Below are 12,697 nucleotides of genomic sequence, written 5' to 3' on the forward strand. Positions count from 1 at the left end.
ATCAGGACGGGACAACTCATCGGCCCAGCGCCTGCGGGACGCCGCCCTCGTCGGTGCCCCACACGTCCTCGTCCTCCGGCAGCCAGGCGGTACGCTCCCGGTCGCCCTGGCTTTCCGTCTGCTGTCCCCCGCCGCCCATCGGGGCGCCGCCCATCGGAGGCATGAACGGTGCGCTGCTCGCCGTCTGCATGCCACGTGTCGCGACGGCGTGCTCCTCGTCCTCGACGGTCTGGGCCGGGCCGGCCGCCCTGCTGGTCCGGGCGGTGGTGGGTTCGACGACGGTACGGACCCGCTCGCCGGTCGAACCGCTGTCGGCGCCCCGGGCCATCGGCTGCATCATCCCCGGCGAGCCGGTGCTCCCGTACGGGCTGCCCGTGGCGCCCGCCGAGCCGGCGGAGCCGTCCTGGGAGCGGCCGAGGGCGGAGGACAGGTCGTCCTGGTTGTAGAGGTTGTCGGTGAAGGCCGACGCGTAGGGGGAGGCGGCGGCGGAGGTGCCGGCGGGCAGATATGCCGAGGGGTCGTCGTGCTCGGGCAGAGCCGCGATGCGCTGCCGGATCAACTCCTCGTAGTCCGGGTTCTGCTGGGCGGTGTCGTCGTAGGCGGCCTGGATCTCGTTCATCCGCGCGTCGTACGCGGTCCGGGCGTCCTGACGAGCCTGCGCGGCGTCCTCGCGGGCCTGCTCCCGGGTCTCCTGGGCGGCCTGCTTCTCCTGCTCGTACTCCTGCTTCGCCTCGGCTTCCGCGGCGTCGGCCTGCCGCACGGCGTCCTGCTCCGCGGCGTCGATCTCGGCGAGCCAGCGGTCGTAGTCCTCGCGGGCGGTGTCCTCGCTCACCCCGTCGGCGAGCCGGCTCTCGTACTCCTGCTTGGCTTCGGCGCGTTCCTGCTCGGCCTGCTCACGGGCCTGGTCCCGGTCCTCCTGGGCCTCGGCCTTCTGCTGCTCGTACTCCTGCTTGGCTTCCGCCTGCTGCTGATCGGCCTGCTGCTCTGCCGCGTCGCGTTCCGCCTGGGCGTCGGCTTTCTGCTGCTCGTAGTCGGCCTGCGCCTCGTTCTTGGCCTGTTCGGCCTCCAGCCTGGCCTGCCGCTGTTCCTCGACCTGCTCGGCACGGGCCTGCTCCTGCTCCCGCTCGACCTCGGCCTTCTGCTGCTCCTGCTCCTCCTTCGCGGCAGCCCTCTCGGCCTCCGCCTCCGACTTCGCCGCCTCCTGCTCCTGCTTCGCCGCCGCCTTCTCCGCTTCCGCCTCAGCCTTCTGCTGCTCCTGTTCCTCCTTCGCCGCCGCCTTCTCGGCCTCCTGCTCCTGCTGCGCGGCAGCCCTCTCCTGCTCCGCCTCCGACTTCGCCGCCTCCTGCTCCTGCTTAGCCGCCGCCTTCTCGGCCTCCGCCTCCTGCTTCGCCGCCGCCTGTTCCTGCTCCTGCTCGGCCTTCGCGGCGGCCTTCTCCTGCTCCGCCTCCGCCTTCTGTTGCTCCTGCTCCTTCTTCGCCGCGGCCCGGTCCTTCTCGGCGTCGGCGCGCTGCTGGGTGGCCTGCTGGGACGCCAGCGCGGACTGCTCGGCGGCCTGCTTCTTCGCCTCCTCGCGGTCCTGCTCATTCTGCGACTTCGCCGCCTCCTGCTCCTGCTTCGCCTCCGCCTTCGCCGCCTCCTGCTCCGCCTTGGCGGCAGCCTTCTCCTGGTCCTGCTCCGCCTTCGCGGCCTCCTTCTCCTTGGCCGCGTCCGCCTTCGCCGCCTCCTGGTCCGCCTTGGCGGCAGCCCGGTCCTTCTCCGCGTCGGCGCGCTGCTGGGTGGCCTGCTGGGACGCCAGCGCGGACTGCTCGGCGGCCTGCTTCTTCGCCTCCTCGCGGTCCTGCTCGTTCTGCGACTTCGCCGCCTCCTGCTCCTGCTTCGCCTCCGCCTTCGCCGCCTCCTGCTCCGCCTTGGCGGCAGCCTTCTCCTGGTCCTGCTCCGCCTTCGCCGCCGCCTTCTCCTTGGCCGCCTCTTCCTTCGCCGCCTCCTGCTCCGCCTTGGCGGCAGCCTTCTCCTGGTCCTGCTCGGCCTTCGCCGCCGCCTTCTCCTCGGCGGCCTCTTCCTTCTGCTTCTCCTGCTCCGCCTTGGCCGCGGCCTTCTCCTTCGCCGCCTCCGCCTTCTCCTGTTCTTTCTCCTTCTTCGCCTCGTCCTTCTCCTTGGCCGCGTCGGCCTTCGCTTCGGCCTTCTCCTTGGCGGCCTCCGCCTTCTCCTGCTCCTTCTCCTTCTTCGCGTCGTCCTTCTCCTTGGCCGCGTCGGCCTTCTCCTTGTTGTTCTCCTCCTTGGTGGCGATGTCCGACAGGGACCGTTTGTCCTTGTCCGTCACGGTGGCGTCGAACGCTGCCGACGCCATATGCAATGCATCATTTATTTTTGTGATCGCCTGGGCGCCGGCCGCCCCCAGAACCTGCTGCGCGGATTCGTTCCAGCGGCGAACCGCCTCCTCACCGATCTTCTTCCAGGTCTCCATGTCGTCGATCACGCCGTAGGACTTGCCACCGATGGAGATGTCGACCTGGAAGCCGGCGGCCGCGCGCACAATGGTCCGGTAATGCCGCGGTCCCCCTTCGGTGTCGAACTCCGTGGGGGTGATGTTCTTGTCGAGGACATGCATGCGCGCCTCTTGCAGCATGTCGTACAGCCAGCGGTGCGGAGAGCTTTCGGGCCGCCAGGCCCGCCACGCGGTGTGCAGGTCGTTCGCCGCGTTGTAGAGCAGCGTCTGGGCCTCGGCGAGCGCACGCGCCGGCTTCGATGTGACGACGTTGTCCTCCAGCATGGTGGACGAGCCGTGATCGCCGCCGCCGACCTGCTCGGCGTAACCCTTGTAGTTCTGCGCGAGTTTGTGGATGAGTTCCTTGAAGATGCTCGCCCCGGTGCCGGCCCACGACTCGCTGCCGTCTCCGATGTCCTTCGCCTCCCACTGCCCGACGGTGTCGGCGGCGTCCTCGAAGAATTTCACCACCCGGTCGAACGTCTTCGCCGCGTCGTTGAAGGACCCCAGGTCGACCGCGTCACCGTCGGCCACGGAGATGCCGTGCTTCTCGTACCCCTGCGTGCTGAAGGGCCAGAGCATCAACTGCCACAAGGCGTCGGAGGAACCGTTCACGTACTGCGCGAGGGGCTGCGTGTTCCACTCGACGTAACCCCCTTCCTTGTTCCAGCCGCCCTTGTCCTTCAGGTACTCGCTCGTCTTCTCCGTTCCTTGCAACACATCGTCCCCACTGGGCGGCAGCGCGCTGCCGGACCGTCCGATGAACGTGATGTGCGCCCGGTAGGCGTCGAGTTTGGTGCCGGAGGAGGCGTCGTCGTGGTGGTCGTAGTTGCGGTAGAACGGGATGGTGTAGTCCGTGCCGTGGGTCCGCCAGCCGCCCGACGCGATGAAGCCGGAGACCGGGGCCCGCCCCACGTGGTCGAGCCGGACATGCATCAACGGGATATCGGAGTTGCCCTTGAGATGGTCGAACAACGCACTCCGCTCGGGCAGTACATAGCCCGTCAGCATGTCAACTGCCTTTTTCCAGTTGTCGTCGTTGTTCCGCTGTGCGTCGGCCATTTCAGCGCTCCGGGGCGGCATTCATTCAGGGAAACGGATGGGGTGGCGGTCTGCGTTGCGGGCGGGGGTGCCTAACTGCTCTTCGAACCGGTGCCGGTGGCCGAGGTGGTGGCCTGCGCCCCATCGCTCAGGTCGCCTTGTACGGGCTCGAAGATGTCGGTGAACTTGGTGGCCGGCATCTTGTCGAGGCTCGCCTGCTGTTCCTGCCTCATCTCCGCGATGGTGTCCCGGAGGGCCTGTTCGATGTCCCCGAAAAGGACCTGGTGGTCCTTGATGACTTTGCTGATGTTCTCCGCCATCGCCTGGACCGCCTTGTTGAGCGAGGCGCCGGCGACACCGCTGCTGTCGCTCGCCATCCGGCCGATGGCCAGGGGTTTGGTAGACGCCAGGGTGCCCGGGGTCAGCTTCCCCTCGGCGATGTACGTGATCGCGTTTCCGTTCGCGTCATCCTTCATGATCTTCGACAGATCATTGGCGAACTCTTCGATGTGGTTCTTGATGAACTGGTTCAGGAATTCGGTGTCGAGAACCGTGGTCTTGGCCATGCCTTTTCCCCTCCACGCGCGATGCCGCGGCAGCCGGCGGCTGGACGGCCGATGCCGTCGGCCCGGCCCGGCACGGCCGGGCCGACGGCATCGGATGACTCGGTCGGGTACTCAGCCGCCGATCTTGACGGTCGACCAGGACTGCGCCCGGCTGCGCTCGCGGCGCTGGTAGTCCTGGGAGATGTCGCCCAGCAGGAGGCTGTTGTTCTCCAGGAGCTTCGAGATGTTGGTCACGGCCTGGTCCCACTCGGCCTGCACCTGGGCGTAGACATCCTTGTCGTCACCGACCCAGCTCTCCTTGAGCTCGCCGAGCTCCATTTCGAGATTGCTGACGATGGTGGCGATGGCCCGCGACTGCTGGATCATGTCCTGACCCGCGTTGTCCGCGTGGTTGTAGTCGACATGGATGTAGCCATCACTGAAGTTGCTCATGTGGTCCTCATTTCGCCGAGAGAGTGGCAGTTCCCGGTGGGCCAGTGGGCGGGGCCCTCGGGGTGAGCGGTCGAGCGGGTGGCGGCGGTGGCGTGGCACCGCCTGCGGTGGGCCGGCAGGTGGGCGCGGCCGGGCTTAGGCGCTGGTCCTGGTCCCGCTGAGGGCGTCGAACACGGACGGCGCGCGGGAAGCCTGCTGGTCGATCGCGTCAGTCGCCGTGCTCTGCATCAACTGGTTGTCCCTGAGCGTGTTGTTCAGCTCATCGATCATCTGCTCCATGTTCTTGCGGATGATGTCGACGAGGCGGTCCCACTCCGCCAGCAGAGCCTGGAACTTTCCGCCGTCGGCTCCCTGGTAGGCGGTGGACAGGTCACCCGAGGTGCTCTGCACGTCCTCCTGGCACCGGAGAACGGCACTGGAAGCCGTCTCCAGTGCCGTGATTCCGTTGCGTGTCGCCCGCTCTTCTGACTGCTGCATGGCCATGGAAAGAATGCCTTTCGGTGGGAGTCACCGAGCCACGGGCGCCTACGGCCCACAGGCCGACAACACAGTTGGCGCCGGCATGTCGGATCACCGGATCATGGGGACCAGATGCTAAACAGAATTTCCTGGCGTTGGCAATTACTCTCCTGCGCTCCACCGGGGTGGTTAGCCCCTTTCATTGATGCTCAATAGAGCGGCAATCCCTATTCCGGGCCGCTCTATTGAGCATCACCGCGCCGGGGTTCGGACGGATGGGACATTCGCCGCCGCCCCGGTCACCGCGGGTCAGGGCGGCACCACGAGGAGTCCGGGGGAAAGTTTGAGGTTTCCCTGAGGTGCCCGGCGGGTCACCTACTGGAATTCACCTCAGTTGTCCGTTCCGTTCACGGGGCAGCGCAGGCTGGTCCGCCCCGTCCCGTTGGACGCCGCGGCCGGGGAGAGGTCCGGTCCGCTGGGCAGCATGGAGAGCAACTGGGCGGGCACGGCGACGCGTTCGGCGCCGTCGTAGCCCAGTGCCTTCAGCGCGTCCTGGGAGGTGACGCGGTACTTGATCCCGTCGTCGGTGACCGCGTACGTGGTGTCTCCCAGGACGTTGCCGCCGGCTCCCACCACGTTGACCAGGGCGCCCTTCCCGGGGCGGACCGCCACCGCGTCCACCGCCGCGCAGGCCGGCCGGATCTGCGGCGCCGGGTCCTGCACGGGCTGCGGCAGCGCGGTGTCCGGCAGCAGCCGTACGTCCACCGCCAGTTCGCCGTCGGCCGATTCGACGCCCGCGCAGGCCACGGCGCCGGCGGGCACCGGGACCAGCCGGGGCGGCCTGGCGGGCAGCGCGGCGTCGGTGACCGCGGCGGCGGACGGGGCCAGGTGCTCGCTGAGGGCGTCGGCCCCCAGGGTGCGTACGGTGACGTCCGACCCCGCGTACGCCTTCGAGCGGGTCCGCGGATCGCCCATCAGCAGCACCGCCTCCGTGTCGCTGACCGGGACCAGCCCCTCCTTCAGCAGCAGGTGGTACCGCGGCGCGGAGCCGGGGACGGTCACCCGGAACAGCTGGCCGATCCGGCTGGCCCGCCCGGCGAGCGAGGGACCCTGCGCCCCCTGTCCGGGAACCGCGGGCGGGGCCAGGTCGGGGCCCTGCGGGAAGGCGTCGAGGAAGGCGGCCGAGACGGGGCGCGGGTCGGCGCCGCCGTAGCCGAGGGAACCGGCCGCGTGGGCGGCCGCGTCGAGGCGCAGCCGCATGCCCCGCCACAGCAGGTACGGGGCCCGGTCGGGGCCCTTGACCAGGACCGCTTCCGACGCTCCGAGACCGCGTCCGCCCTGGACCCGGTCCACGTCGTCCGCTGCGATGGCGAGCACCGTGGTGGGCTGCACGACGTCGGTGCTGCGGGTGCGCAGCGCCGAGCACACCAGCCAGGGGCCGGTGTCCAGGTCCGCCGCGGCGGGCAGGTGTTCGGGGCCGTCCGGGATGCCCAGCGGTGTGCCGTGCGGGGTGTCCCCCAGCGAGGAGGTGCGCACCGACTTGACGGTCAGCTCACCGCCGGCGAGCAGCTGGGCGGAGGCGAAGTTGCGTACCGGGTGCAGCCGTCCGTCGAGGTAGAGGTAGCGGGCGCCGGTCTGCTCGTCGAGCACCAGGTTCCGCGAGGCGCGCCAGGTGTCGTTCCCGCCGGGTTTGACGAGTCCGAAGACGAAGAAGCCGGCGCAGAGCAGCAGGGCGATGAGGACGCCGATCGCGGCGCTGCGGTTGGTGCGGCCCAGCGGGCTCTCGGGTTCGTCGGGGTCGCTCCTGAGCATGGCCGAGGCCAGCCTGCCCATGATGAACAGGTGCGCCTGTATCTGGTCACGTTTGCTGTGCATGGTCGCCGTTCTCCGAGATCGTCAGCCGTTGAGGCCGCGCAGATAGCCGTAGAGCCCCACCGACCAGAGCAGCAGCGGGACCAGGCTGAGGGCGGCGAGGGAGTGCAGCAGTTCGGCCGCCCGCCCCCAGTAGGGCAGCAGCCGGCGGCCGGGTACGGTCCAGGAGGCGACGACCACGACGACGGCCAGGCCCAGCAGGCCGGCGGTCAGGGCGAGCCGGTCGCCGGCGTCGACCGCCCGGGCCGCGGCGAAGGCCAGCAGGACCGCTCCCCAGGCGCCGGCCCCGGTCAGCGCCAGGCGCTGCCAGACGTTGCCGAGCCCCCTGCTGTGCAGGAGCAGCAGCAGGGACAGGGCGATGACGGTGCAGATCTCGGCCGGGTCGGCGGAGACCAGCAGACCCGTCAGACAGGGCAGGCAGAGGATGCCGATCGCGCCGTAGAACGCGGTCATCCAGCCGTCGGCCAGGGCCGACCGCTCCTCGACCTGGGCGGCCGGATAGGGGTCGATGCCCTGCTGGAGCTGCTGGACGTTGGTCGGCAGCGGCGGCATCCGCATGCCCGCCAGACGGAAGGAGAGCGAGGGGACGAAGCCGCCGAACAGCACCAGGACGACCGCGACCACGTTGGAAGCCTCGGCGACGCCGAGACCCGCCAGTACCAGTCCGGCACCGAGGGCGCCCGCGACGGCCAGGGTGGCCTGGCCCAGGAAGAGCGCCGGGTACATGCCCACCGCGGCCAGGGCCAGCACCGCCGCGCCGCCGCCGCCCGCGCAGGCGGCCAGCAGCCGGGAGCCGAGCACGTCGTGGCCGTCGGCGCCGCCCAGCGCGCCGCCCGGCAGCAGCCATCCGGCCAGGGCGAAGTAGGGCCCGGCCAGCAGGCCGAGCAGCGCGCCCGCCCCAGAGTCGCCGACGGCCCGGGTGGCGGAGCCGGCGCCCGCGACGAGCAGCATCCCGGCGACGGCGGCGGCCAGGGACCTGGCCCAGCCGGGCGCTCCGGGCAGGGCCAGGACGACCAGTCCGACGACGAGGACGGTGGCGGCCAGGCCGTGCAGCAGCCGCCGGCTCGCCTCGGCGGACCAGCCGTGAGGGCGGCGGCGCATGCTGGTGGCGATGCCGTCGACGAGGTCGTCGAGGTGGACCTCGGGCAGCGCCTCGGTGTGCGGTCGCAGGTAAAGCGACTCGCCGTCGCGCAGGCCGAGTGAGTCCAAGGTACTCTCGGGGTCGAGCGGTGGGCCGCCGAGGCGTTGCAGTACCCAACCACCGTGCTCCAGGCCGGACTCCGCCAGGTCCTCTCCTCCGTAGCCGATCACAGTGGGCAACAGATCGGCGACGGGGACGTCGGAGGGCACCGCCAGGTCAACGGTCCTGGCCGGAGCACGTACGGTGAGGCGGCACAGCGAGGCCGCCTGAGTATCTGTCATGAGTGGTCACGCTCTCTGAGACCCGGTGCGGGTTGACGGAAGCTGAATCGGGCGCGCCGGCCAGGCTGCCGAAAGCAGCGGGAAATTGTGAGCGGGGCGCGTGTGCCGTGATTTCTACGCCACCACGCAGGAATACGCAAGCGCGCTAGCGGTCCGCCTTCCCCGGCCACCTTTCGCACTGTCTCTTTTCACCCTTCCGCAATGTCGAGCACCCCTTTCTCGTATTTCCCCGCACTTCTTTGAGGAGGCCTTTCCTTGAGCGTGATCCTGTTCCGGAGGCCGGCCCGCCGTCGTGGCCCGGAACTGCCGTCCGGAGAACTGAGTCTTCAGGAGCCGCCGACCCTTCCGGAGGTCGTGCCGGACAGTTCCGCAGTGTGGACGTATCTGCCGATGGCTCTGATGTCGGTGTCGATGATGCTGATGTTCATGCGCCCGGGGATGAGCGGTGCGAGCGGCGGGTTCATGTATGTCGCGCTCGGCATGATGGTGCTGGGGTCGGCGGCGATGATGGTGGGTCAGGTGATGCGCCGCAACGCCGAGCGCAAGCAGCGGACCAAGGGTGAGCGCCGCGACTACCTGCGTTACCTGGCCCAGACCCGCCGCAAGGTGCGGGCCTCGATCGGCGAGCAGCAGCGCGCGCTGGCCTGGCGGCATCCGGAGCCCGGCACGCTGTCGTCCTTCGTGCGCACCACCAGGCTGTGGGAGCGCCGGGCGGCCGACGAGGACTTCGCCGAGGTGCGCATGGGGGTGGGTGACCAGCGTGTCGCGCTGCGGCTGACCCCGCTGGCGACGAAGCCCGTCGAGGATCTGGAGCCGCAGTCCGCGCACGCGCTGCGCAGCTTCACCCGGGCCTACTCCACGGTGCGCGACCAGCCGGTGGCGATCTATCTGCGGGCCTGGTCGAAGGTGCTGCTGCGCGGTGACGAGGAGGAGATCCGGGGCCTGGTACGGGCGTTGCTGGCCCAGCTGGCGGTCTTCCACTCCCCCGACGACCTGTGGATCGCGCTGTGTGTGCCGGACGAGCGGCGGGCCGAGTGGGAGTGGGTCAAGTGGCTGCCGCACAGTCTGCACCGCAACGAGCAGGACGGGGCCGGCCCGGCCCGGCTGGTCACCTCGGCCTTCGGTGAGCTGGAGAACCTGCTGGGCCCGGAGTTCCAGGAGCGTCCCGCGGCCGACCCGGACGCGGTGCCCGGCCGGGAGGAGCCCTACATGGTGATCGTCCTGGACGGGGCCACCGTGCCGAGCGGCCACCGCTTCGACGGGCACGGGTACCGCAACGCCGTGGTGCTGGACCTGTCGGGGGCGCTCGCCTGGAAGCCGGGCCGGACCACGCTGCGGCTGGAAGTGGCCGACGGCGTGGTCTCGCTGGTCCGTACGGACCGGGACCGCAAGGAGCAGACGGCGCCGCTGGGCCGCCCGGACCGGATGGGCCCGGCCGGGGTGACGGCGCTGGCCCGGCTGCTGGCGCCGTACCGGATGAGCGTGGGCGGGGACGACACCAAGCCGTTCTCCACGGATGTGGAACTGACCGCGCTGCTGAACATCCCGGACCTGTACCGGCACGAGCCCGCCGACCTGTGGGAGCTGCACACCGGCAGCGCGCGGCTGCGGGTACCGATCGCGGTCAGCCATGACGGCAGGCCGCTGGAGCTGGACATCAAGGAGTCGGCGCAGGGCGGTACGGGGCCGCACGGCATGCTCATCGGGGCGACCGGTTCCGGCAAGAGCGAGCTGCTGCGGACGCTGGTGCTGGGGCTGGCGCTGACCAACTCCTCGGAGACCCTCAACTTCGTCCTGGTGGACTTCAAGGGCGGGGCCACCTTCCTGGGTCTGGACGAACTCCCGCACACCTCGGCGGTGATCACCAACCTGGCCGACGAGGTGTCCCTGGTCGCCCGTATGCAGGACGCTCTGCACGGTGAGCTGATGCGGCGGCAGGAGCTGCTGCGCGCGGCGGGCAACTACACGTCCGCCCTGGAGTACGAGAAGGCGCGGCAGTCGGGTCTGCCGTTGCAGCCGCTGCCGAGTCTGTTCGTCGTCGTGGACGAGTTCAGTGAGCTGCTGGCCGCGCACCGCGACTTCATGGAGCTGTTCGTGATGATCGGCCGGCTCGGACGCAGCCTCGGGGTGCATCTGCTGCTGGCGTCCCAGCGGCTGGACGAGGGGCGGATGCACCAGCTCGAAGGGCATCTGTCGTACCGGATCGGGCTGCGCACGTTCTCCGCGATGGAGAGCCGCGGCGTGCTGGGGGTGCCGGACGCCTACGAGCTGCCCTCGCAGCCGGGCAGCGGCTTCCTGAAGAGCGGGGTGGACGCGCTGACCCGGTTCCAAGCGGCGTACGTCTCGGGCCCGTACCGGCAGCGGCACCGCGATCCGGCGGTGCTGGCGCAGGTGGCCCGGCAGGTGGTGCCGTGGACGGCCGACTGGGTGGTACCGCGGGCTCCGGCGGACGGTGGTCCGGCGGAGGACGGCGAGGACACCGCGGCGGTCGCGGACACCGACGACGGTGACACGCTGCTGTCGGTGGCGCTGGACCGGCTGCGGACCTCCGGTCCGCCCGCCCACCAGGTCTGGCTGCCGCCGCTCGACACGCCGCCGACCCTGGACCAGATCCTGCCGCCGGTGGCTCCCGACGCGCGGCACGGTCTGACGACGACCGACTGGCCGCTGCGCGGAAAGCTGACGGTGCCGGTGGGCATCGTGGACCGGCCGTTCGACCAGTTGCGCGACCTGCTCACCGTGGACTTGTCGGGCGCCGGTGGGCACCTGGCCGTCGGCGGTGGACCACAGAGTGGCAAGAGCACGCTGCTCAGGACGGTCATCACCGCCCTGGCGCTCACCCACACACCGCGCGAGGTGCAGTTCTACTGCCTGGACTTCGGCGGTGGCACGCTCGTCGGTCTGACCGGGCTGCCGCACATGAGCGGGGTGGCGTCCCGCGTCGACAGCGAACGGGTGGGCCGCACCGTCGCCGAGGTCAACTCGATCCTGACCCGGCGGGAGCGGTTCTTCATCGAGCAGGGCATCGACTCGATGGCCACCTACCGGCGGCGCCGGGCCGCGGGCGAGTTCCCCGACGAGCCGCACGGTGACGTCTTCCTGGTCATCGACGGCTGGTCCACCGTCCGGCAGGACTTCGACCGGCACCTGCCCGTCTTCGCCGCGCTCGCCGCGCGCGGACTCAACTACGGCGTGCACCTGATGATCGCGACCGCCCGCTGGGTGGAGCTGTCCTCGGCGGTGCGCGACCAGATCGGCACCCGGCTGGAACTGCGCATGGGTGACGCGATGGACTCGCAGATCGACTCCCGCAAGGCGGCGACGGTGCCGCGCAGCCCGGGTCGCGGGCTGACCCCGGACAAGCTGCACTACCTGGCGGCGCTGCCGCGCATCGACGGCGTGGAGGACGCCGAGGACCTGGCGGAGGGTGTGGCGGGGCTCGTGGCCTCGATCGCGGAGAGCTGGCCGGGGCCGGTGGCGCCGCGGGTGCGGATGCTGCCCGCGAAGCTGCCGCTGGCGGAACTGCCGCCGCCGCCCGCCGAGCGGCCGCTGCGGATCGCCGTCGGCCTGGACGAGAACGAACTGGAGCCGGTGTGGCACGACTTCGGCGACACTCCGCACCTGCTCGTGGTGGGCGACGACGAGTGCGGCAAGACCAACCTGCTGCGGGTGGTCGCCAAGGGCATCACCGACCGCTACACCCCGGCCGAGGCCCGGATCATGGTGGTGGACTACCGGCGTGAGCTGGTGGAGTCGGTCCCCGAGGAGTACCGCATCGGACACGCCGTCTCCTCGGACATCCTCAAGGAACTGATCGAGGGAGCGGCCCAGGCGGTGCGCGGCCGGCTGCCGGGCGAGGACGTCTCCCCGGCGCGCATGAAGCTCTGCGACTGGTGGACGGGCCCGCGGCTGTTCGTCCTGATCGACGACTACGACATGATCGGCTCCGGTCCGATGACGCAGCCGTTCGCTCCGCTGCTCGACCAGCTCGCGCTGGGCTGGGAGGTCGGGCTGCACATCGTGGCGGCCCGCTCGTCGGCCGGCGCGGGCCGCGGGCTGGGCGAGCCGATGCTGCGCAAGCTGCAGGAACTGAACACGCCCGCGCTGCTGATGTCCTGCCCGCCGAGCGAGGGCTTCCTGTTCGGCAGCGTCAAGGGCCGCGAGCTGATACCGGGGCGCGCGCTGCGCATCGCCCGCCGCAAGAGCGTCCAGGTGCAGACGCCGCTGCTGGAGGACGCCAGGTGACCGCACGACCGGCCCGGCCCGGCACCCACCGACCGGAACCCACCCACCACCGGACCCCCCGGCACGGCAACGGCCAGGGCCCCGGTAGTACGGGCCCGGCCGCACGCTCGGGTACAGACCCCGCCAGCCCGGCCGCACCCTCAGGGACGAACCTCGGTACCGACCCGGCCACACC

At 70.5% G+C, this 12,697-nt stretch carries 7 protein-coding genes; 1 reads left to right on the plus strand and 6 read right to left on the minus strand.

What is annotated here, in order from left to right; genetic code table 11:
* Positions 1 to 16: 16 nt before the first annotated feature.
* The 6 genes from J7I94_RS23915 to eccD form a co-directional block, all read right to left on the minus strand.
* Positions 17 to 3,547, minus strand: a complete 3,531-nt coding sequence (locus tag J7I94_RS23915; protein ID WP_215169854.1) for an AAWKG family protein — start codon at positions 3,545 to 3,547, stop codon at positions 17 to 19.
* A gap of 71 nt (positions 3,548 to 3,618) precedes the next feature.
* Positions 3,619 to 4,092, minus strand: coding sequence for a type VII secretion system-associated protein (locus J7I94_RS23920; protein WP_215169856.1), 474 nt, complete (start codon positions 4,090 to 4,092; stop codon positions 3,619 to 3,621).
* 111 nt (positions 4,093 to 4,203) lie between these two features.
* Positions 4,204 to 4,524: a WXG100 family type VII secretion target gene (locus tag J7I94_RS23925; RefSeq protein WP_215169858.1), complete on the minus strand. Its 321-nt coding sequence runs from the start codon at positions 4,522 to 4,524 to the stop codon at positions 4,204 to 4,206.
* A 135-nt stretch (positions 4,525 to 4,659) separates the two neighbouring features.
* Positions 4,660 to 4,914 carry a hypothetical protein gene (locus J7I94_RS23930; protein WP_251075627.1) on the minus strand — a complete coding sequence of 85 codons (255 nt, stop codon included), beginning with the start codon at positions 4,912 to 4,914 and terminating at the stop codon, positions 4,660 to 4,662.
* A gap of 459 nt (positions 4,915 to 5,373) precedes the next feature.
* Positions 5,374 to 6,858 carry a type VII secretion protein EccB gene (gene eccB, locus J7I94_RS23935; RefSeq protein WP_215169862.1) on the minus strand — a complete coding sequence of 495 codons (1,485 nt, stop codon included), beginning with the start codon at positions 6,856 to 6,858 and terminating at the stop codon, positions 5,374 to 5,376.
* A gap of 21 nt (positions 6,859 to 6,879) precedes the next feature.
* Positions 6,880 to 8,277 carry a type VII secretion integral membrane protein EccD gene (gene eccD, locus J7I94_RS23940; protein ID WP_215169864.1) on the minus strand — a complete coding sequence of 466 codons (1,398 nt, stop codon included), beginning with the start codon at positions 8,275 to 8,277 and terminating at the stop codon, positions 6,880 to 6,882.
* Positions 8,278 to 8,532: 255 nt separating this feature from the next.
* On the opposite strand from eccD, the gene eccCa reads away from it, so the two are divergent.
* On the plus strand, positions 8,533 to 12,522 hold the full coding sequence (eccCa, locus tag J7I94_RS23945; protein ID WP_251075628.1) for a type VII secretion protein EccCa: 3,990 nt from the start codon (positions 8,533 to 8,535) through the stop codon (positions 12,520 to 12,522).
* Positions 12,523 to 12,697: the final 175 nt, after the last annotated feature.

The sequence above is a fragment of the Streptomyces sp. ISL-12 genome (assembly GCF_018614415.1).
Taxonomy (GTDB): Bacteria; Actinomycetota; Actinomycetes; order Streptomycetales; family Streptomycetaceae; genus Streptomyces.